The following is a 20,484-nucleotide window of genomic DNA, read 5'->3' on the forward strand; positions in this document are numbered from 1 at the left end:
CCACGACCACCTCCGCGATCACAGCTTGAAGGCAGCCTGCCGTGCAACGGACGAAGGATCAATTAACTGGTCAAGGCTCCGAGACGAGCCACTAGAACCTCGGCGCGTTACGGGACCGCTGCACCCGCGTGGTGCGGCGGTCCTTCGCGTTCCAGCACGCCTTGTGCCAGTGGCGGCGGTCGTCCACGCCCGCGTACTCCGGCCAGGCCACCACGTGCGGGACCCCGGAGGGGATCATCTGGTCGCAGCCCGGGCAGCGGTAGGTCTTGCCCTCGGAACTCGCCCCGGCGACATGGCGCACGCTCCAGTCCTCGCCCTGCCAGTTCTCGGTCGACTGCCAGCCGCCGTACCGGCCGGTGCGATCGTCCTCGGCGCTCCGGCCCGACGATCCGGCGGCCTTCGGTCGGTTGTGACGCGGGGACACGGGACACCTCTCGGGGCTATACAGGAAGCACGGGCTGTATCCAGCCTACGCGCCGCCGTGTGGGGTACGCGTACGGAACCAACCCGCACAAGTCCCCCTCCAGGGCCGCCCATTCTGCAGACAATCCGCAAATCTCTCCGCCAGGCCGTGTCCTGGGCACGTGTCAGACGGTTATGCCGGGTGGGGGAGCTCCGAGCCGGAGCCAAGGAAGCAGGAAATGCGATGTACGTAGGTAGTTTTGTGCTGGGCGCCCAGTTCCCGGGCCAGGGCCCCGGGGAGGCCCTGCACCGGACGGTCCGCTCGGCGGAGGTCACCGAGGAGGCCGGTCTTGACGCCGTGTGGCTGGCCGAGCACCACTTCGTGCCGTACGGCACATGCCCGTCCGCCGTCACACTGGCCGCGCTGCTGCTCGGCCGCACCCGCCGCATCCGGGTCGGCACGGCGGTCAGCGTACTGCCCACCGCCCATCCCGTCGCCCTCGGCGAACAGGCCGCGCTGCTGCACCTGACGAGCGGCGGACGGTTCACCCTCGGCGTGGGCCGCGGCGGGCCCTGGGTGGACCTGGAGGTCTTCGGCGCGGGCCTGGAGGCGTACGAACACGGATTCCCGGAGTCACTCGATCTGCTGCTGCGCTGGCTGCGCGAGCCCCGGGTGTCGGCGTCCGGCGAAAGGTTCAGCTTCCGCGAGGTGCCGGTCGTACCCCGCCCGTCGGAGGCACTGACGGAGACCCCGGGCCCCGAGGTCGTCGTGGCCTGCACCTCCCCGGCGAGCGTCCGGCTGGCCGCCGAGCGCGGGCTGCCGATGCTGCTCGGCATGCACGTCGGGGACGAGGAAAAGGCCGAGATGGTGGCCCTGTGGCGGCGCTGCGCCCGCGCGGCGGGCCGGCCGGCCGAGGAGATCGCGGGCGCCGCGCATGTCTCGGCCGGGGTGTGCCAGCTCGCCGACCGGCGCACGGACGCGGTGGAGACGCTGCTGAAGGCCATGCCGGGCTGGCTGAAGCAGGGCCTGGAGGCGCATGTGACCGTGGACGGCCGGGCGCGTGCGATGCGCGACCCCTACGCCTACACCGAACTGCTCTGCGGACTGCACCCGGTCGGCACCCCGCGGCTGGCCGCCGACCGGCTCGCGGCCACCTCGGAGCGCACCGGCATCTCCCGCTTCGCCCTCCTGGTGGAGGGTTCGGGCGACCTCGCCGCGACGGAGGAGAACCTGCGGCGGCTGGGCGCCGACGTCCTGCCCCAGTTGCGCTGACCGACCTCAGCCCACCGGCCGGCATGAGGGCTTGCCGCCCCAGCACTGAATGCACCTCCCGCGGGTGGAGCGGCAAGCAAGCGGCTCACAACGTCCGCCGTACCGGGACCGCCCCGTCAGCAGTCCCGAAGCTCCGGCGACTGGTTCAGCAACTGGCTGCGTACCGACGTGAAGCGGGCCAACGTCTCGTCCACCGAGGCGTCCAGCGGGAACACCGCCACCCGGTGGCAGTTCTGGAAGGCCAGCCGCACACCGAAGTGCCGCTGCAGGGCGCCGCGGATGGCGTCACTCGCGAGCGCACGCAGCAGCTGACCGCGTGCCTGCTCGTCCGGCGGGGGCGTCTGGTTGTCGGCGAACGCTCCGCCGTCGACCTTCAGCTGGGCCACCAGGGAGCTGATCATCTCCCATGCGTAGGGCAGGGAGGTCCGGACGCAGTCGACGAAGGCAGCTTCGTCGACCTCGCCTCGCTCGGCCTGTTCGAGTAGGGCCGGTGAGACGTCGAGCGACATGGGTACTCCTCTCGCACCCCCGAAGAGCAGGGGTTGCCGGACAGATAAGGGAGTTCGCTATTTCGAACACGCTCAGTACATATGCGGCGACCTCCCGTTCACTACGGTAGGCAACCGTCGGTGACCACACCAGCAGAATGCGTATATGGAACGGTCCCGTTACGGGCACAATCGGCCAGGGATGAACAAGAGTTTCCAGGGACAATTGGGACGATCGATCGGGAGCAGGACGGGCGAATCGCGCGCACCTCGGGGCGTCGAGTAGCGTTGCCGACCATGCGTCTCGTCATTGCCCGATGCTCGGTCGACTACGCCGGCCGGCTCACCGCCCACCTGCCCTCGGCGCCCCGCCTGATCCTGGTCAAGGCGGACGGCAGCGTCTCCATCCACGCCGACGACCGGGCCTACAAGCCCCTCAACTGGATGTCGCCGCCCTGCACGCTGAAGGAGGGCGCGGGTGAGGACGAGGGCGTGTGGACCGTCGTCAACAAAGCGGGCGAGAAACTGATCATCACGATGGAGGAGATCCTCCACGACTCCTCGCACGAACTCGGCGTGGACCCGGGTCTGATCAAGGACGGCGTGGAAGCGCACCTGCAGGAGCTGCTCGCCGACCGCATCGAGACGCTCGGCGAGGGGTACACCCTCATCCGCCGCGAGTACATGACGGCCATCGGCCCGGTGGACATCCTGTGCCGGGACGCGGACGGCGGGACGGTCGCGGTGGAGATCAAGCGCCGGGGCGAGATCGACGGCGTCGAGCAACTCACCCGCTACCTCGACCTGTTGAACCGCGACCCCCATCTGGCCCCGGTCCGCGGCGTCTTCGCCGCCCAGGAGATCAAGCCCCAGGCCCGCGTCCTCGCCACCGACCGCGGCATCAACTGCCAGATCCTCGACTACGACGCCCTGCGCGGCATCGAGGACGACAAGCTCCGCCTGTTCTGAGCGGCAATCGTCGATCTGTGTCCCGCCGCGCCATCCGGCGGCGGGACGTGACCTAGATCACCGAGCCGGAAGACTGCGACGCGCTCCCCGAGCTGTTCGGCGTCGTCGGACCGCTCGCCGTGTTCGTCGTGGACGGGCTCGTGTTCGTCTGGGTCGGGGTGGGGGTGGGCGTGCCGGACGTCGGCGAGGGCGAGGTCGGCGTACCCGACGGAGTCGTCTTGGTCGGCGTCGGTGTGCCCGGCTTCGTCGTCCTCGACCTCGACGGCGTCGGAGACGTACCGCCGCCGCCCGTGCCGTGCGTACCGGTCGGGTCGGCCGACGGGCTCGTCGTGGCCGACGGCAGGGTCGGGGAGTCCGTCGTGCCGTAGGTGCCCGGGTTCGTCGGGTGGGCGGTGCTCGTGCGCGTGGCGCCGCCACCGCCGTTGCCGCCGCCGTCCTTCGGGTCGGCGCCCAGTGTGCCGTTGTCCGTGCCCTGGCTTGCCGAGGGGTTGACGTCGACCTTGCCGGCCGGATTCTTGTCGGCGTTCTCGTTGGACGTCATGCCGAGCGTGACGACCGTCCCCAGCACGGCGGCGAGCAGCGCCCCGGAGCCGACCGCGACGAGGTTGCGGCGGGCCAGCTGCAGGACGCCCCCGCCGCGTTCCGTGGCGGCCGGGAGCCGGGTCGTGACCAGGGGATCACCGAAGGGCACGTACGGCGGTGGCGCCGACTCCTCGTGCCGTACCTCCGGCAGCTCCTCCCCCGCCGTCACGGCGATTCCGGGTACGTCGCCGGAGCGGTCGGCGACCAGCGCGAGCGCCCGGCGCCCGGCGGTCGTGCCCCGCTTGTCGGCGAGCGCCCCGCGCAGCCCGATGGACGCCTCCAACTCGGCGCGGGCCCGGTCGAGCTGGCCGAAGCAGAGCGCGAGGACACCCAACTCGTGGTGGAAATAGGCCTGTTCGGACACCTCACCGGTGAGCCGGGAGGCCTCCGCGCCGGAGCGCAGGGCGCGTTCCCAGGCGCTCCAGTGCAGCCCGGCGGCGAACGCGGGCGCGGCCGTGCGGGCGAGCCGTACCGCGCAGCTCTCCTCCCCCTCGGCGGACGGCGCCGAGTCGGGAACGATCGCGGCGAGCGCGGCCAGGACCGCGTCCGCCTCCGCGCACACCCGCTCGGGAGCGACCGACGGATGCCCGGTCCACCAGGTGTAGTGCTCGGCGGCGGCCAGTGCCTGGGCCGGGGCGTCGTCGGCGTACCCGGCGGCCTCCAGCTGGGTCTGCACCCCGGCTGCGAGCCGGAAGCGGGCACCGACCGGCGAGACCAGTCCGCAGGCGGCCAGCTCACCGAGGGCGGCGTCGGCGTGGGTGTCGCCGATCAGCGCCGGCAGATGCGCCTGGTGCGGCACCTCGCCGCCGAGGGCGACGGCGAAGCGCAGGGCGGCGCGCGCGGAGACGCTGAGCCGGGAGGCGAGCAGCGGGGCGGGCGCGGCGGCCTCGCCGAGGGACGGCAGAGGAACCTCGTCCGCCGGCTCCAGGGCCGGCTCGGCCGGTTCGCGCACGTTCTCGAAGACGCCGTACTCGTCCACGGCCCCCGTGCTGGCCCGCAGTTCGTCGCGCTGCCGGAGCAGGGCGCCGGCCTGGACGAACCGCAGCGGCAGCCCCTCGGACTCGAACCACAGGTCGCCGGCCCAGTTGGCCTCCTCCTCGGTGAGGACGCGGCCGACGGTCCGCTCCAGGATCTCCACGCCGGCGGCGCGGTCGAGGCCGCCGAGGTAGACCTCCTCGACCCCGGAGGCGTCGGAGGGCGCCGGCACGTCGGGGGTGGCGGCGATCAGGAACGCGCACTCGGGGGTGGCGTCGAGGAGCTCGTCGAGGGCGGCGCCGCCGAACTCGATGTCGTCCAGGACGACGACCGCGCCGATCTCGCGGACCAGCGCGCGCAGTTCGTCCGGATCGGGACGGTGGCGCGGGGCGTCGTACACGGCATGGCAGAGGTCGTACAGGAGGTCGCTCGCCGTGCGGTGGAAGCCGGTGAGCCGGACCACGCCGTCGGGGGCGAGGTCCAGGCAGTCCTCGGCGACCAGGTCCAGCAGGGCGGTGCGGCCGGAGCCGCCGGGACCGGTGAGCCGTACGGAACGGCCGCGGGCCAGCAGCCGGACCAGGCGCTCGCGCTCGTCCTGGCGTTCCAGCAGGGAGTGCGCCGGCTGGGCGGGGCCGGGCGGCACGGGAGGCCGGGCGGCGCGTTCGGTCTCGGCGCGCTCGGCGGCGGTGCGCTTGCGGGGCCGCCCCGGCCGCTCGAGCGGCGGGCAGGGTTCTATCTCGCTGCCGTCGACGGGATTCACGGTCAGCAGCAGGTCGCCGGCCACGACGTGTGCCGTACGGGCGAGCGCGGGCGTGCTCTGGCCGAAGTCCGAGGTGAGGGACTCCCGGGGCGGACGGCGGCTCGCCGCCTGACCGTGCTCCTCGGGTTCCCGGTTGATCGGGTCCATGGGTTCCATGGGTTCAAACCCCCCAAAAGCGTCGTGTGCCCGGATTCCGGCCCCTCCCGGCCTTGTCGCACACCGCGCTGTCGCTTCTGGTCCGGGCCCGCTCGGTCGAGGGTTGCGAGGCGGCGGGCGACCGAACCCTAAACCTTCGCTCAGTATCTCCGACAGGGCGGGGTGCCGTGCGGTCCGAGACATCACAGTCCGGTGAGGATTGCCCTCGTCGTGTGCGCTTCGACGGCTCTGCCCGTCTCTCGCCGGCCGCAGGAGTCTCCGCCCGGCTCACATCCGTACATGCCTCACCCCCGCACGAACCTCACACGCGCGGCAGCGACTCCACCCCGATGCCGCCCTCGATGGCGAGGATGCGGTGCAGCCGGGTGGCCACCAGCAGACGCTGCATCTGCGGCGGTACGCCACGCAGCACCAGACGGCGGCCGCGGCGGCCGGCCCGGCGGTGGGCCCCCATGATCACCCCGAGTCCGGTGGCGTCCCAGGAGTCCAGCTCGGACAGGTCGAGGACGAGGTCGCCGACGCCGTCGTCGACGGCCGAGTGCAGGGCCGTACGGGCGTCCGCCGCGCTGCGGACGTCGAGGCGGCCCCCGACGACCAGCTCGGCGTGGTCGCCCCTGATATGCATATGCGCTCCCCGTGGACTGCGGTTTGGCGTACTCCGTGACGTTGCACCGTCTGACTGTGCGAGTGGTGGTGCGGTTGCTGCTTGTAAGCGAACCGATACCGAATTCACCCCGGGGAGTGATACCCCCGGGGGTGAGATCCGGCGAATGTCCGTACAGCTGGTGCTCAGTACCTGTAGAAGCCCTGCCCGCTCTTGCGGCCGATGTCACCGGCGTCCACCATCCGGCGCATCAGCTCCGGCGGGGCGAACTTCTCGTCCTGGGACTCGGTGTAGATGTTGCTGGTGGCGTGGAGCAGGATGTCCACGCCGGTGAGGTCGGCGGTGGCGAGCGGGCCCATGGCGTGGCCGAAGCCCAGCTTGCAGGCGAGGTCGATGTCCTCGGCGGTGGCGACGCCGGACTCGTAGAGCTTGGTCGCCTCCACCACGAGGGCGGAGATGAGCCGGGTGGTCACGAACCCCGCGACATCCCGGTTGACGACGATGCAGGTCTTGCCGACGGACTCGGCGAACTCCCGCGCGGTGGCCAGGGTTTCGTCGCTGGTCTTGTAGCCGCGGACCAGCTCGACGAGCTGCATCATCGGCACCGGCGAGAAGAAGTGGACGCCGACGACCCGCTCGGGGTGCTCGGTGGCCGCCGCGATCTTGGTGATCGGGATGGCGGAGGTGTTGGAGGCGAGCACGGCCTCCGGGCGCACGATCTTGTCGAGCGCGCGGAAGATCTCGTGCTTGACCTCCAGCTTCTCGAAGACGGCCTCGACCACGATGTCGGCGTCGGCGGCGGCGTCCAGGTCGGTGGTCGGGGTGATGCGGGCCAGGGAGGCTTCGGCGTCCTGCGCCGCCATCTTCCCCTTGCTCACGAACTTGTCGTACGAGGCCTTGATGCCGTCGGTGCCACGCCCCAGTGCCTCGTCGGTGACGTCCCGCAGGACGACGTCCCAGCCCGCCTGCGCGGCGACCTGAGCGATCCCGGACCCCATGAGACCGGCCCCGATGACGGCGAGCTTCCGTGCCACTCCGACTCCCTTGAACGCGCTTCAAGTCTGCTTCTCCGGCGGACCATAGCGCTCCGGCGGCGGTGTGTGAGCGGTTAGTAACGCGTGTCACGGTCTCAGGGACTGAGACGCCCGTCACTGAGCACCAATTCCTGGCGGACGCGCGTCGGTTGACGGCACCTTTTCTCACAGAACCGGCACGTTGGCCACGATCTGACCGCTACGCTCCGTGTCCAGACCGCAGCACATGCAGCACGAAGGGGGCACGCCATGCCGGCGCGGAAGGTGGTCACGGGACGCAGCCAGGAACCCCGCCGGCGCTACGCGGAGGAACTCCACCGCCTGCGCACCTCCAGAGGCTTGAGCCTGCGCGGACTGGCCAACGCGGTCGGCTGGGACCCGTCGCTCTTCAAGAAGCTGGAGAGCGGGGAGACCCTGGGCAGTCCGGAGGTCGCCGAGGCGCTGGACGAGCATTACGGCACGCCTGGACTGCTGCTGGCGATGTGGGAGATGGCGGTGGGGGATCCGACGCAGTTCAAGGAGCAGTACCGGCGGTACATGGTTCTGGAGGCCGAGGCGGTGAGCCTGTGGCACTTCGGAGTGAGCATCCTGCCTGGCCTGTTCCAGACGGATTCCTACGCCCGCGAGGTGCTCGCACTCGGCGGCTTCAAGGGCAAGGAACTCGACCAACAGGTCGCGGCGCGCACCGGGCGGCGGATGCTCCTGGAGGGCGAGGACGCCCCGCCGTTCCGCGCCCTCATCGCCGAGGCGGTGCTGCGCACCCGGCTGCGCGACACAGGGGCGTGGCGGGAGCAGTTGGACTACCTCCTGGAGGCGTCGGAGCGCCCGGACATCGCCCTTCAGGTACTACCGGACACTGCCGGTCTGCACGGCTTGGTGAGCACTGCCGTCATGTTCCTGCGGCTGCCGAACGGTACTACGGTGGCGTACACGGAGAACGCATACCGTGGTGAACTGATCGAAGAAAACGCTGCAGTTGAGCAACTGCAACGTGCTTACGATGCCATGCGCGACCAGGCACTGAACCCAGCCGAGTCGCGGAAGTTCATCCTGCGGATGTTGGAGGAAGTGCCGTGCGAGCCATCGACCTGAGCGGCGTGACCTGGCACAAGAGCAGCTACAGCAACACGAGCGGCGGCGACTGCCTCGAAGCCGGACTGACCTGGCGCAAGAGCAGCTACAGCAACCCCGACGGCGGTGAGTGCCTCGAAGTCTGCGACATGCTCCCCTCCGCCGTCCCCGTCCGCGACAGCAAGGCCCCCGACGGCCCGGTGTTGCTCTTCGCGGACCGCTCCTGGTCGTCGTTCGTCTCGGCCGTCATGGGCGGGGTGCTCGGCGGCTAGTTCCGGCTCACCGCGCCACGCGGTAGCGGAGGCAGACGACTCCCGAGCTGAAGGTGCGGGTCTCGACGAGTTCGAGATCCACCCGGCGCTCGCGTCGGGGAAAGAACGGAATGCCACCGCCGACCAGCACCGGGTGGACCACGGCCCGGTACTCGTCGATCAGACCCGACACGGCCGCCTCGGCGGCGAGAGTCGCGCCGCCGATCGCGATGTCGCCCTCCCCCGGCTCGGCTCGCAACCGCTCGATCTCCTCCGCGAGGCCGCCGGAAGCCAGGCGGGCATTGCCCTGTACTGCCGACAGCGTGGTGGAGAACACCACCTTGGGGAGCGCCTTCCAGATCGCGGCAAACTCGAGCGTCGAGAAGCCGGGCGACGGATTCTGGTCTGCGGTCTCCCAGTACAGCATCGTCTCGTACAGCCGTCGTCCCAACAGGTGGACGCCGACCTGTCGAATCTCGTCGGTCCAGAAGCGAAAGACCTCTTCGTCGGGCGGAGTCCAGTCGAAGTCGCCGTCCGGCCCGACGATGTAGCCGTCGAGTGAGACGTTCATCGAATAGGTCACGCTGCGCATCAGGGGTCCTCCTCGCTGACGGGTTCGACAGTACGACCGCCGGACGCCGCAGGACTCATCGCGGCCCGGTCACCCGGACCGCGTAACCGAGAACCCTCTCGCTCAGCAGGCTCTCGATGTCGTCCAGGAGGACGAGTACCTCGCGTGAGACCTCGCGCGGGTCGCGGCCCTTGACCATCTCGCGGCCGATGACCGCGATGACCGTGCCGTGGATCCAGCTGATCTGACCGGCCATCAGGTGGGGCAGTTCGTCGTCGGCCGGTGCGCTGGTCTCCTCACGCAGGACCTGCTCCAGGTTGGCCTGGACCTCCTGGGCGAGGGCCCAGAGGCGGGAGCGCAGGGCGGGGGCCTCCTCGATGACCTTCATGAACGCGGCGTAGCCGGGGAGCAGGCCGACCCGGGGGGAGACGGACTCGACCTCCTCGCGCAGCTCGCGCAGGACGGCGGCGGCGGCCGACTCGCCCTCGGGGCGGCCGCGGACCCAGCGGGCGAGGCGGTCGATCATGCCGGCGGAGCGGTCGAAGAAGAGGTCTTCCTTGGCGGGGAAGTAGTTGTACACGGTGTTGACGGAGACGTTCGCCGCCTCCGCGATCTCCGCGACCGTGACCGCGTCGAAGCCGCGCTCGACGAACAGACCCGTGGCGACATCCGAGATGTACTGCCTGGTCTGCCGCTTCTTCCGCTCCCTGAGCCCCTCTGCCATGCCCGCATCCTAGCTTCGCTGGGGGCCATGAAAACTTGGGTGTCATGAAAACTTGGTCTCATTGCAAAATTTCAGGGACTCTGCTTTTCTGTTCCGCATGGCAGCAGTCATCAACGCGGCGGGACTCGCCCGCACCTTCCAGACCAAGGCCGGCCCCGTGGAGGCGGTGCGCGGCATCGACCTCGCCGTACAGGAGGGCGAGATCCTCGGCTTCCTCGGGCCCAACGGCGCCGGAAAGACGACCACCCTGCGCATGCTCACCACCTTGCTGAAACCGACCGGTGGCGCCGCCACCGTCGCCGGGCACGACCTGGCGACCGATCCGGTGGGGGTGCGCGCGGTGAGCGGGTACGTCGCCCAGTCCGGCGGAGTCGATCCGCAGATCAGCGTGCGGGAGGAGCTGGTCACCCAGGGGCGGATGTACCGCCTGACCAGGAGCGCGGCCGTCGCGCGTGCGGAGGAGCTGGCGCGCGAACTGGGTCTCACCGGGTTCCTCGACCGGAAGGCCGGCGCGCTCTCCGGCGGTCAGCGGCGGCGGCTGGACATCGCGATGGCGCTCACGCACCGGCCGAAAGTGCTGTTCCTGGACGAGCCGACGACCGGCCTCGACCCGGGCAGCCGGGCCGACCTGTGGGACCTGGTCCGGCGGCTGCGCGACGAGCACGGTACGACCGTCTTCCTGACCACCCATTACCTGGACGAGGCCGACGCCCTCGCCGACCGCCTGGTGATCGTCGACCGGGGCACGGTCGCCGCCGAGGGCACGCCGAGCGCGCTGAAGCTGCGGCACGGCGGCTCGATCGACGCGACCCTCCAGGACACGTTCCTCGCCATCACCGGCCGCGGGCCCGCCCCGGCCGACTCCGCCCCCGCCGCCGTATGAGCCGCAGAGGACACCCACAGATGCTTCTTCACGACACCGCGCTCGTCTACGGCCGCTATCTGCGCCAGTCCCTGCGCTCCCGCTTCGCCCTGCTCTTCGGGGTGCTCACGCCCCTGCTCTATCTGCTCTTCTTCGGCCCGCTGCTGACCGGTCTCCCCCTGGGCGGCGGGGGCAGCTCCTGGCAGGTGCTGGTTCCCGGGCTGCTCCTCCAACTCGGTCTGTTCGGCGCGCTGTTCGCCGGGTTCACGGTCATCGTGGAGAAGGGGCAGGGGGTGGTGGAGCGGATGCGGGTGACTCCCGTCAGCCGGCTCGCCCTGCTCCTCGGCCGGGTGCTCCGCGACGCCACGGTCTTCGTGTTCCAGGCGGTGCTGCTGGTGCTGGCCGCGCTGGTGCTGGGCCTGCGCGCGCCGCTCGCCGGGGTGCTGATCGGCTTCGCCTTCGTCGCCCTGCTCACGCTCTCGCTGGCCTCGCTGTCGTACGCGCTCGGCATGAAGGTCCGCACCCCGCAGGAGTTCGGCCCGCTGATCAACATGGTGTCGATGCCGTCGATGCTGCTGTCCGGCCTGATGCTCCCGATGACCCTCGCGCCCACCTGGCTGAACGTCCTGTCGCACTTCGTCCCGTTCCGCTACCTGGTGGACGCGGTGCGTGACGCATATGTCGGGCACTACACGAGCGCGCACATGCTCTACGGCGTCCTCGTCGCCGTCGCTTTCGCGGCGCTCGCGGTGACGGTGGGCACACGAGTGTTCCGTACGGCCGGAGCGTAACTACGCTGGCCACATGGTCAATCTGACGCGTATCTACACCAGGACCGGCGACAAGGGCACCACCGCGCTCGGTGACATGAGCCGGGTCGCCAAAACCGACCTCCGGATCTCGGCCTATGCCGACGCCAACGAGGCCAACGCGGTGATCGGCACCGCGATCGCGCTGGGCGGTCTGGACGCGGAGGTGGTCAAGGTCCTCACGCGCGTCCAGAACGACCTGTTCGACGTGGGTGCCGACCTGTCGACGCCGGTGGTGGAGAACCCGGAGTTCCCGCCGCTCAGGGTCGAGCAGTTCTACATCGACAAGCTGGAGGCGGACTGCGACCGCTTCAACGAGCAGCTGGAGAAGCTCCGCTCCTTCATCCTGCCCGGCGGCACCCCGGGCGCGGCCCTGCTGCACCAGGCCTGCACGGTCGTACGCCGCGCCGAGCGCTCCACCTGGGCGGCCCTCGACGTGCACGGCGAGACGATGAACCCGCTCACGGCGACCTACCTCAACCGGCTGTCCGACCTGCTGTTCATCCTGGCCCGGGTGGCGAACGGGGAACTCGGCGATGTCCTGTGGGTGCCAGGCGGCGAACGTGGCTGAAACACCCTCCCGGCCGGGGGTCCGGGGGTTGTCCCCCGGGAAATGCAGCATCCTGGCCCGTATCGCCAACAAGGACCTCGGTGACGTGCTGTGGGTCCCCGGCGGGGAGCGCTGAGCGCCCCCGCCCGGGGACCCGTCGGGTCAGCGGTCGGTGCCGCTCGTCGCGTCCCGGTCGGCCGCGGCGGCGGCCGACTCGGCCGCGCTCACCTTCTTCTGCATCTGCGCGTATCCGGAGGGCGTGCCGGACCCCGCCGGCGTCTTCGGGGACGCCCCGTCGTGGTGCGCGCAGCCCGCGGTGAGCGCCACGAGCAGCGCCACCGCCGGCAGCGCCGCCCGGCGTGCCCGCATCAGCTCGCCGCCTTGCCGCCACCGCCCGCCTGGCACCACGTCTTCACGTCGTTCAGGTCCTTCTGGCGCTGCTTCAGGTTGATGACCAGCGACTTGCGGAAGTCCAGCCGGTCCTGGAGGAAGGTCGCGACCTGGGTGTGGCCCGCCTTCTTGGCGTTGTCCACGCGCTGCTGCAGGCGGGCGATCGAGCCACGGGTGCCGGGCCCGGCGTCCAGCCGCTTCAGGGCGCGCTCGATCCGGCGGTCGATCTTCGGCACCCGCTTGCACAGGGCGTGCGCCCCGTCACCGGTGGGCCCGGGCGCGGGGGTGCTGGTGTCGGCCGAGGCCACCCCGGCGGTTCCCGCCAGTACGGCCGCCACGGCGCACCCGGCGAGCAGGGTGCGCGTACGTCGACGTGCTTTCATCGGTGTCTCCCTTCCCTTTCCGGACGTGACGGTCGTCCGTCCGTCCGACGAGACGTCAGGCTAGGAAGGGTCTTTGGGGAAACTCTGTGACCGGTTTGCCCCGGCTGTACCGATCAGCCAGTCCCGGCGGCCGGGCAGGACCGCGCCGCCCGACGGCAGCCGTACCTCGAAGCGCGCCCCGGTGCCGTCCGGCCCCTCGTACACGGTGACGCTGCCCCGGTGCAGTGCGGCCTGCTGGGCGACCAGGGTGAGGCCGAGCCCGGAACCCGTGCTGTCCGGGCCGCGCTGGAACCGTTCGAAGATCCGGGCGCGGGCGTCGGCCGGTACGCCGGGCCCGTGGTCGTCCACCGTGATGCGGACATGGTCGGCGCTGCCGTGCACCCCGACCCGCACCCGTGCCCGGCCCGCCGCGTCCCGGCCGTGGGCGAGGGCGTTGCCGAGCAGGTTGTCGAGCAGCAGACGCAGGCCGGGTTCCCAGCCGTGCACGGTGAGCCCGGGTGCCGCGTCCAGGGTGATGTCGGCGTCCGGGGCACGGCGGCGGGCCTCGGCCACGGCCGCGTCGGCGACCTCGGACAGGTCGACGTCCCGGAACGCCTCCGCCTCCACCAGGTCCCCGCGCCCCAGCTCGCGCAGCATCACCAGCAGGCCCAGCAGCCGGGCGTGCTCGCGCCGCAGATCGGCGAGCACCTCGCTGCGGTCGGCGTCCGGCAGGCGGGGGTGGTCGGCGAGGATGTCCAGGTTGGTGCCCATGCTCATCAGCGGGGTGCGCAGTTCGTGCGCGGCGGCGGCGGAGAAGGACCGGGCGGTGTCGAGGGCCTCGGCGGTGCGGGCGGCCTGCTCGTCGTAGCGGGCGAGCACGGTCCGCAGCGTGGCGGCCAGCTCGTCCACCTCCCGCACCCCGGTCCGCTCCTCAGGGAGCCGGGCCGCACTGGTGCGCGGGTCGAGGCCGGCGGTACGGCGGGTGAGGCGGCGCAGCGGTGCGCTCACACCGGTGGCCAGACCCCAGGCGAGCAGCCCGGACAGGGGTGCGGCGAGTAGGGCGGTGAGGTTCACCCGGCGCCGGACGAGCTGGAGTTGGGTGCGGTCGGCGGTGTCGGGCGAGAAGACCCACAGCGTGCCGGAGACGGTGGGGCCCTTCAGGGGCCGGGCCAGGACGCGCCAACTGCGCCCGCCGTCACGGACGGTGGCGAAGCCGGAGGACTTCTCGGGCAGGGCCACGGCGAGGCCCGGCTGGGGTCCGCCGCTGAAGTCCGCGCCGGGCCCGACGACGCGGACGCCGACGTCGAGCGCGGCGCTGAACAGCTCCCTCTCCCGGGTGTCGGCCGCCTTGGGCCGGCCGTTCGCCGTGGCCCGCAGCAGTGCCCGGGCCTCGGGGGCGACGGCCACCGCGCGCTGCCGCAGGTGCTGGTCCTCGGTGCGGTGCAGATCGCGGGCGACCAGGTTCAGCAGCAGCCAGCCGCAGGCCAGGACCAGCAGCGGGACGGTGCAGCCGACGGCAAGGGCGATACGGGTGGACAGCCTCATGACTGTTCCCTCAGGACGAAGCCCACTCCGCGCACGGTGTGGATCAGCCGAGGCTGCCCCTGCGCCTCCAGTTTGCGCCGCAGATAGCTGACGAAGGTGTCGACGGCGTCGGTGCGCACGTCGAAGTCGTAGCCCCAGACTCTTTCCAGGAGCTGGTCGCGGGTGAGGACCAGTCCGGCGTTGCGGGCGAGCACCTCCAGCAGCTCGAACTCGCGCCGGGTGAGGTCCAGGGGCCTGCCGTCCCGCTCGGCGGTGCGGGCGTCCGGGTCGATCACCAGGTCCGCGACCCGCACCTGGGCGTGGCCCGTGGGCGGGCGGCGGCGCAGCAGGGCGCGCAGCCGCAACACCAGTTCCTGCAGGGCGAACGGCTTGACCAGGTAGTCGTCGCCGCCCGCCTGGAGCCCGGCGATCCGGTCGGCGGTCTCGTCCAGCGCGGACAGCATCAGGACGGGCAGGTCCCGGCCCTCGGCGCGCAGCCGGGTGCACACCTCGATGCCGCTCATGCCGGGCATCGACACGTCGAGCACCAGCACATCGGGCGGCGCGTCCGCTATCGCCGCCAGCGCCTCCGCCCCGTCACCGGCGCTGCGCACCGCGAACCCGCTCAGCCTGAGCCCACGCTCCAGCGCCCGCCGGATCGCCGCGTCGTCGTCGACGACCAGCACCGCACCGCGGCTCGCCGTGTCCGTCATACGCCGCCCCCTCCTCGTCGCCGGTCAGCGTACGACCCGGCGCCGGGCGCGCGGCAGTGCGGGCGGGGGGCTGTCGCGGCCACCTCGGCGCGCTGCCGGGCTCGCGGGGCAGCGGGCCGCGATGGACGCCTCGGCGGCGCGGCTCAGCGGCGGCGGTGGCTCTCCCGGCGACGGACCACCTCGGCGACGTACACGCTGACACCCGGGCGGTGCAGGACGTGCGGCGGCGCCGAGTCGTCCACGCCATCAGCGTACGGATGCCGGCACCGGCCCGGGGGGCTCAGCGCTGGCCGGTCGGCTCGCGCTTGGGGAACAAGGTGTAGCTCCCGGCGATCACCAGGTTGATGCCGATCACCCAGAGCATGCTCCGCTGCCAGGTCCGCAGGGAGCTGGTGTCGCCGTCGCCGACGTACCAGGCGGCGGCCTGGAGCAGCGCGAGGGCGACGCACGCGGCCAGGATCCAGCGGGCGGCGACCTTCCATTCGTGCACGGTGCGGGCCGTGCCGTACTTGGGGGGCTTGGGCGGGCGCGGGCCACTGGCGAAGCGGTGGGCGACCCAGGCGTCCGCCCATCTGATCGTGGAGTGGCCGAGGCCGACCGTGAAGCCGATGTAGACGGCGGCCAGGCCATGGCGCCAGTCCGGCTGCGCGCCGTTCTTCAGGTCGATTGCGGTCACGACGAAAAGCACCAGCTCCAGCAGGGGCTCGCACAACAGCAACGCCACGCTCGTGCGGCGCCACTTAAGCAGGTAACGCGTGGTCAGTGCCGCCGCGAGAAGCACCCAGAACGCCACCTCGCAGGCGATGACCAACCCGACGATCACGGTTCACTCCCCTCGCTCACCCTTCCAGGCTCCCGGCACCCGGGGCGCCGATCGTCGTCGGTGCGGGCGAGACCCGGCGTAAGCGAAAGTTGCAGCGCGGGCGGTTCAGGACCCTTCCCGGGGTGCAGGCCAACACGGCAGCGGGCCGTGTTGGATGGGGGCATGGCCCTCGCACTCCCCCGCCCCCATCGCGACGACGTTCGGATCGCCGTGGGCGGGCTGCTCGGCGGGGTGTTGCTGTGGGCGCTCGGGCTCCACCCCCGCGTGCCCTCGGCCCCGGTCGTGCTGTGGGCGGCGCCCTGGGCCCCGCTGGTGCCGCTGGCGGTGACGGCGGCGTGCGAGCCGCTGCGCCGCACCCGGCCCCGGTTCGGTCTGCTCGCCGGCACCCTCGCGCTGGCCGTGGACACGGTGACGGTCGGCAACGTCGTCACCGTCCTGCTGTACACCGACCTGGTCTACGCGGCCGTCCTGTACGGCACCCCGTCCTCGGCCCGCCGCCTCCCCTGGATCACCGGACTGCTGACGGTGCTCGGCGGAGTCGTACCCGCGGCTGTCTGGCGGGACCCGGCCGCGCTGCTGATCGGTGTGGGCGTCGGCGTGGTGGCGCTGGCGCCCGCCGCGACCGGCTGGGTGGTGCGCAACCATCGTGACGCCGCCGAGGCCGCCCGGCTGCGCGCCGAACAGACCGCGCTGCTCGCCGAGATGGACCGTGCCCAGGCGGTGACGGCGGAACGGGCCCGGATGGCACGGGAGTTGCACGACATGGTCGCCAATCACCTGTCGGCGATCGCCATCCACTCCACGGCCGCGCTGTCCCTCGACGATCCGGGGACCTCCCGGCAGGCCCTGACCGTGATCCGGGAGAACAGCGTGGAGGGGCTGGCCGAGATGCGCCGGCTGATCGGCATCCTGCGGGACAGCAGCGGCGACCTGGAGCCGGCCGCCACGCCGACCCTGGACGGCCTGGCCGCGCTGGTCGAGGGCGCCCGCGCGAACGGTCTGGACGTCCGGCTCGACGCCGGGCACGGCCGGGTGCCGGCACCGGTGGAGCTGGCCGCCTACCGGATCGTGCAGGAGTCGCTGACCAACGCGCTCAAGCACGCAGCGCCGGGGCCCGTCCGGGTCTCCCTGCGGCAGGCCGACGGCACTCTGCACGTCGAGGTCACGAGCCCCTACCGGCCCGGTGACAGGCCGCGCGCCCCCGGCTCGGGCTCCGGGCTCACCGGCATGCGGGAGCGGGCGACGCTGCTCGGCGGCGGCTTCGCGGCCGGACCCGAGGCCGGGCTGTGGGCCGTACACGCCCGTCTTCCGCTCACCGAAGGAGCCCCCGTATGAACCGGCCCGTCCATGTCCTCGTCGCCGAGGACCAGTCCGCCGTGCGCGCCGGGCTCGTCCTGATCCTGCGCAGCGCACCGGACATCGAGGTGGTCGGCGAGGCCGCGGACGGTGAGCGGGCGGTGGAGCTGGCCCGGGAACTGCGGCCCGACGTCGTGCTGATGGACGTACAGATGCCGCGTCTGGACGGGGTGTCGGCGACCCGGCGGATCGTCACCGAAGGACTCGCGGACGTCCTCGTACTGACCACCTTCGACCTCGACGAGTACGTCTTCGGGGCCCTGCGGGCCGGAGCCGCCGGGTTCCTGCTGAAGAACGCCGAGGCCAAGGACCTCGTGACCGCCGTCCGTACGGTGGCGCGCGGCGAGGGGATCGTCGCGCCGGCCGTGACGAGGCGGCTGATCGCCGAGTTCGCGGCCGTACCGGTGCGGGAGGCGAAGGCCGATCCGGCCGTCCTCGAGGGTCTGACCCGGCGCGAGCGTGAGGTGCTGTCCTGCGTCGGTCAGGGGCTGTCGAACGCGGAGGTCGCCGAGCGGCTGGGGATGGCCGAGGGCACGGTGAAGACGCACGTCAGCCGGTTGCTGGCCAAGCTGGAGCTGCGCAGCCGGGTCCAAGCGGCGGTGCTGGCACAGGAGTTGGGGATCTAGCGGCGGTCGCCAGAGAATTGGTCCAGACCTATTGACCCGTGGTCCAGACCTTTCTACTCTCGCAGCACCGTGGGCGTGAAGGCTCAGTCATGCCCCTGTCATCCCCATCCCCACAACCCCATAACGAGGAGGCGCAGCATGCGCTTCAGACACAGAGCCGCGGCAGGGTTCGCGACCCTGTTGCTCCCCCTGGCCGGCCTCGTCGGTCTCGCGGGCCCCGCCCAGGCCGCGACGAACGCCACGGCGAGCTTCACCAAGACCAGCGACTGGGGAACCGGCTTCGGCGGCCAGTGGACCATCAAGAACACCGGCAGCACCAGCATCAGTTCCTGGACCGTCGAGTGGGACTTCCCCTCGGGGACGTCCGTCACCTCGGCCTGGGACGCGGACGTCACCAGCTCCGGCACCCACTGGACCGCCAAGAACAAGTCCTACGACGGCACCATCGCCCCCGGTGCCTCGGTCTCCTTCGGCTTCAACGGCGCGGGCCCCGGCTCCCCCTCCAACTGCAGGCTGAACGGCGGCAGTTGCGACGGCACGACGGCCCCCGGTGACGCGCCGCCCTCCGCGCCCGGCACCCCGACCGCCTCGAACATCACCGACACCTCGGTCAACCTCTCCTGGGGCGCCGCCACCGACGACAAGGGCGTGAAGAACTACGACGTCCTGCGCGACGGCAAGGTCGTCGGCACGGTGACGACGACCTCGTACACCGACAGCGGCCTGACCGCCGGCACCGACTACTCCTACACCGTGCAGGCCCGCGACACCGCCGACCAGACCGGACCGGTCAGCGGCGCCGTCAAGGTGCACACCACCGGCGGCACCACCACTCCCCCGACCACCGGCGACAAGGTCAAGCTCGGCTACTTCACCGAGTGGGGCATCTACGGCCGCAACTACAACGTCAAGAACCTGGTGACGTCCGGCTCCGCGTCGAAGATCACGCACATCAACTACGCCTTCGGCAACGTGACCAACGGCCAGTGCGCGATCGGCGACTCCTACGCCGACTACGACAAGGCGTTCACCGCCGACCAGTCGGTCAGCGGCGTCGCCGACACCTGGGACCAGCCGCTGCGCGGCAACTTCAACCAGCTGCGCGAGCTGAAGGCCAAGTACCCGAACATCAAGGTGCTGTGGTCCTTCGGCGGCTGGACCTGGTCCGGCGGCTTCGCCCAGGCCGCGGCCAACCCGACCGCCTTCGCGGACTCCTGCTACAACCTGGTGAAGGACTCCCGCTGGGCCGACGTCTTCGACGGCATCGACATCGACTGGGAGTACCCGAACGCCTGCGGGCTGTCCTGCGACACCAGCGGGGCCGCGGCCTTCAAGAACGTCATGGCCGCGCTGCGCGCCAAGTTCGGCTCCAGCGCCCTGGTCACCGCGGCCGTCACCGCGGACGGCTCCTCCGGCGGCAAGATCGAGGCGGCGGACTACGCGGGCGCCTCGAGTTACGTCAACTGGTACAACGTGATGTCGTACGACTTCTTCGGCGCCTGGGACGCGCAGGGCCCGACCGCCCCGCACTCCCCGCTCACCTCGTACAACGGCATCCCGAAGGCCGGGTTCGACACGGCCGACGCGATCGCCAAGTACAAGTCCGTCGGTGTGCCCGCCTCGAAGCTGCTCATCGGCATCGGCCTCTACGGCCGCGGCTGGACCGGCGTCACCCAGGACGCCCCGGGCGGCACGGCCACGGGACCCGCGGCCGGCACCTACGAGCAGGGCATCGAGGACTACAAGGTGCTCAAGACGTCCTGCCCGGTCACCGGCACGATCGCGGGCACCGCGTACGCCCACTGCGGCAGCAACTGGTGGTCCTACGACACCCCGTCGACCATCGCCGGGAAGATGAGCTGGGCCAGGTCCCAGGGGCTCGGCGGCGCGTTCTTCTGGGAGTTCAGCGGCGACACCAGCGACGGTGAACTGGTGAACGCCATCAGCAGCAACCTGTGAAAAAGAGCTCTTAAGCGACGTTGACGCTCCCCCAGACTTCGTCCGGGGGGACCCCCACCCAGCGAGTGAATGTGGCTACGCCACATTCACTCGCTGTCCGGGCGGGGCTGCTTCCAGCCACGCGAGGAATCCGGTCAGCGCGTCTTCGCTCATGGCGAGTTCGAGGCGCGTGCCCCGATGGGTACAGGCGAGGACCACCGCGTCGGAGAGCAGCGCCAGCTCCTCCTCGCCCTCGGGCAGCCGGCGGCCGGCCACCTCGATCTGCGCGCGCTCCAGGGTGCGGCGGGGGCGGAAGGCGTAGGAGAAGACGCGGTACCACTCGATGCGGTCGCCGTTGTAGCGGGCGACGCCGTAGGACCAGCCCTTGCCGCTGGCGTCGGGGTTCTCGGCGACGTCCCAGCGCAGGGAACAGTCGAAGGTGCCGCCGGAGCGCTGGATGAGCCTGCGGCGCAGGCCGAACAGGAACAGTCCCACCACCACGAGCGCGACCACGATCCCGCACACAGTCAGAGCGAGGACCATCGGCACCGACCTCCTCGTCTCCTAGGAACTGCTTCTGTTACTGAGTAATGAAACGGAAAAAACACCCACATCTGCCTCAGCCGCGACCGGCACCGGATTGCTCCGGGCCGACCGCGGCTGAGTGACGT

The 20,484-nt window shown here is 71.3% G+C and carries 23 protein-coding genes; 10 read left to right on the top strand and 13 right to left on the bottom strand.

The features are described from left to right. Positions 1–91 precede the first annotated feature (91 nt). On the bottom strand, positions 92–424 hold the full coding sequence (locus ABT288_RS34330) for an Rv1322 family protein (protein WP_351616307.1): 333 nt from the start codon (positions 422–424) through the stop codon (positions 92–94). Positions 425–646: 222 nt separating this feature from the next. On the opposite strand from ABT288_RS34330, the gene ABT288_RS34335 reads away from it, so the two are divergent. Beyond that, a complete protein-coding gene (locus tag ABT288_RS34335) occupies positions 647–1,675 on the top strand; it encodes an LLM class flavin-dependent oxidoreductase (protein ID WP_351616309.1) in 1,029 nt (342 codons plus the stop codon). 116 nt (positions 1,676–1,791) lie between these two features. Here ABT288_RS34335 and ABT288_RS34340 read toward each other — a convergent pair whose 3' ends face one another. Beyond that, positions 1,792–2,184 carry an SCO5389 family protein gene (locus tag ABT288_RS34340; RefSeq protein WP_190188623.1) on the bottom strand — a complete coding sequence of 131 codons (393 nt, stop codon included), beginning with the start codon at positions 2,182–2,184 and terminating at the stop codon, positions 1,792–1,794. A 276-nt stretch (positions 2,185–2,460) separates the two neighbouring features. On the opposite strand from ABT288_RS34340, the gene nucS reads away from it, so the two are divergent. Continuing rightward, on the top strand, positions 2,461–3,132 hold the full coding sequence (nucS, locus tag ABT288_RS34345; protein WP_351616312.1) for an endonuclease NucS: 672 nt from the start codon (positions 2,461–2,463) through the stop codon (positions 3,130–3,132). A 52-nt stretch (positions 3,133–3,184) separates the two neighbouring features. On the opposite strand, the gene ABT288_RS34350 is transcribed toward nucS, so the two are convergent. The 3 genes from ABT288_RS34350 to ABT288_RS34360 form a co-directional block, all read right to left on the bottom strand. Next, positions 3,185–5,596: an ATP-binding protein gene (locus ABT288_RS34350; RefSeq protein WP_351616396.1), complete on the bottom strand. Its 2,412-nt coding sequence runs from the start codon at positions 5,594–5,596 to the stop codon at positions 3,185–3,187. 310 nt (positions 5,597–5,906) lie between these two features. Further along, on the bottom strand, positions 5,907–6,230 hold the full coding sequence (locus tag ABT288_RS34355; RefSeq protein WP_228623601.1) for an STAS domain-containing protein: 324 nt from the start codon (positions 6,228–6,230) through the stop codon (positions 5,907–5,909). A gap of 164 nt (positions 6,231–6,394) precedes the next feature. Continuing rightward, the gene (locus tag ABT288_RS34360; RefSeq protein ID WP_351616315.1) at positions 6,395–7,243 is read right to left on the bottom strand and encodes a 3-hydroxyacyl-CoA dehydrogenase family protein; all 849 of its coding nucleotides are present in this window, start codon (positions 7,241–7,243) and stop codon (positions 6,395–6,397) included. Between the two features lie 249 nt (positions 7,244–7,492). Here ABT288_RS34360 and ABT288_RS34365 point away from each other — a divergent pair, with 249 nt between their 5' ends. Beyond that, on the top strand, positions 7,493–8,335 hold the full coding sequence (locus tag ABT288_RS34365; protein ID WP_351616317.1) for a helix-turn-helix domain-containing protein: 843 nt from the start codon (positions 7,493–7,495) through the stop codon (positions 8,333–8,335). Next, positions 8,317–8,586 carry a DUF397 domain-containing protein gene (locus ABT288_RS34370; protein WP_351616320.1) on the top strand — a complete coding sequence of 90 codons (270 nt, stop codon included), beginning with the start codon at positions 8,317–8,319 and terminating at the stop codon, positions 8,584–8,586. Before ABT288_RS34365 ends, ABT288_RS34370 begins: the two co-directional genes overlap by 19 nt. A gap of 7 nt (positions 8,587–8,593) precedes the next feature. Here the strand turns inward: ABT288_RS34370 and ABT288_RS34375 are convergent, their stop codons facing one another. Both ABT288_RS34375 and ABT288_RS34380 read right to left on the bottom strand, forming a co-directional pair. Further along, on the bottom strand, positions 8,594–9,157 hold the full coding sequence (locus tag ABT288_RS34375; protein ID WP_351616322.1) for a dihydrofolate reductase family protein: 564 nt from the start codon (positions 9,155–9,157) through the stop codon (positions 8,594–8,596). 55 nt (positions 9,158–9,212) lie between these two features. Then, on the bottom strand, positions 9,213–9,860 hold the full coding sequence (locus tag ABT288_RS34380; protein ID WP_351616325.1) for a TetR/AcrR family transcriptional regulator: 648 nt from the start codon (positions 9,858–9,860) through the stop codon (positions 9,213–9,215). Between the two features lie 97 nt (positions 9,861–9,957). Here ABT288_RS34380 and ABT288_RS34385 point away from each other — a divergent pair, with 97 nt between their 5' ends. From ABT288_RS34385 to ABT288_RS34395, 3 genes are read left to right on the top strand one after another with little or no spacing between them, the layout of a single operon-like run. Continuing rightward, positions 9,958–10,743, top strand: a complete 786-nt coding sequence (locus ABT288_RS34385) for an ABC transporter ATP-binding protein (protein ID WP_351616328.1) — start codon at positions 9,958–9,960, stop codon at positions 10,741–10,743. A gap of 20 nt (positions 10,744–10,763) precedes the next feature. Further along, on the top strand, positions 10,764–11,513 hold the full coding sequence (locus tag ABT288_RS34390; protein WP_351616331.1) for an ABC transporter permease: 750 nt from the start codon (positions 10,764–10,766) through the stop codon (positions 11,511–11,513). A gap of 13 nt (positions 11,514–11,526) precedes the next feature. Continuing rightward, entirely contained in the window at positions 11,527–12,102 is a 576-nt protein-coding gene (locus ABT288_RS34395; protein ID WP_351616334.1) for a cob(I)yrinic acid a,c-diamide adenosyltransferase, read from the top strand. 141 nt (positions 12,103–12,243) lie between these two features. On the opposite strand, the gene ABT288_RS34400 is transcribed toward ABT288_RS34395, so the two are convergent. From ABT288_RS34400 to ABT288_RS34420, 5 genes are all read right to left on the bottom strand, one after another. Next, positions 12,244–12,450 carry a hypothetical protein gene (locus ABT288_RS34400; RefSeq protein WP_351616336.1) on the bottom strand — a complete coding sequence of 69 codons (207 nt, stop codon included), beginning with the start codon at positions 12,448–12,450 and terminating at the stop codon, positions 12,244–12,246. Next, the gene (locus ABT288_RS34405; RefSeq protein ID WP_351616339.1) at positions 12,450–12,854 is read right to left on the bottom strand and encodes a hypothetical protein; all 405 of its coding nucleotides are present in this window, start codon (positions 12,852–12,854) and stop codon (positions 12,450–12,452) included. Before ABT288_RS34405 ends, ABT288_RS34400 begins: the two co-directional genes overlap by 1 nt. A gap of 60 nt (positions 12,855–12,914) precedes the next feature. Then, complete coding sequence (locus ABT288_RS34410; RefSeq protein WP_351616341.1) at positions 12,915–14,378, bottom strand: ATP-binding protein; 1,464 nt, start codon at positions 14,376–14,378, stop codon at positions 12,915–12,917. Then, complete coding sequence (locus tag ABT288_RS34415; RefSeq protein WP_351616342.1) at positions 14,375–15,070, bottom strand: response regulator transcription factor; 696 nt, start codon at positions 15,068–15,070, stop codon at positions 14,375–14,377. The genes ABT288_RS34410 and ABT288_RS34415 overlap by 4 nt, the downstream gene beginning before the upstream one ends. A gap of 280 nt (positions 15,071–15,350) precedes the next feature. Continuing rightward, positions 15,351–15,893 (bottom strand): hypothetical protein, encoded by a 543-nt coding sequence (locus tag ABT288_RS34420; RefSeq protein WP_351616344.1) that lies wholly within the window; start codon positions 15,891–15,893, stop codon positions 15,351–15,353. Between the two features lie 162 nt (positions 15,894–16,055). Here ABT288_RS34420 and ABT288_RS34425 point away from each other — a divergent pair, with 162 nt between their 5' ends. From ABT288_RS34425 to ABT288_RS34435, 3 genes are all read left to right on the top strand, one after another. Further along, positions 16,056–17,228 (top strand): sensor histidine kinase, encoded by a 1,173-nt coding sequence (locus ABT288_RS34425; protein WP_351616346.1) that lies wholly within the window; start codon positions 16,056–16,058, stop codon positions 17,226–17,228. Then, positions 17,225–17,875: a response regulator gene (locus tag ABT288_RS34430; protein ID WP_351616349.1), complete on the top strand. Its 651-nt coding sequence runs from the start codon at positions 17,225–17,227 to the stop codon at positions 17,873–17,875. The genes ABT288_RS34425 and ABT288_RS34430 overlap by 4 nt, the downstream gene beginning before the upstream one ends. A gap of 138 nt (positions 17,876–18,013) precedes the next feature. Continuing rightward, a complete protein-coding gene (locus ABT288_RS34435; RefSeq protein ID WP_351616350.1) occupies positions 18,014–19,834 on the top strand; it encodes a glycosyl hydrolase family 18 protein in 1,821 nt (606 codons plus the stop codon). A gap of 75 nt (positions 19,835–19,909) precedes the next feature. Here ABT288_RS34435 and ABT288_RS34440 read toward each other — a convergent pair whose 3' ends face one another. Beyond that, positions 19,910–20,356 carry a DUF2550 domain-containing protein gene (locus tag ABT288_RS34440; RefSeq protein WP_351616353.1) on the bottom strand — a complete coding sequence of 149 codons (447 nt, stop codon included), beginning with the start codon at positions 20,354–20,356 and terminating at the stop codon, positions 19,910–19,912. Positions 20,357–20,484: the final 128 nt, after the last annotated feature.

Source organism: Streptomyces sp. NPDC001093 (assembly GCF_040298985.1).
Taxonomy (GTDB): Bacteria; Actinomycetota; Actinomycetes; order Streptomycetales; family Streptomycetaceae; genus Streptomyces.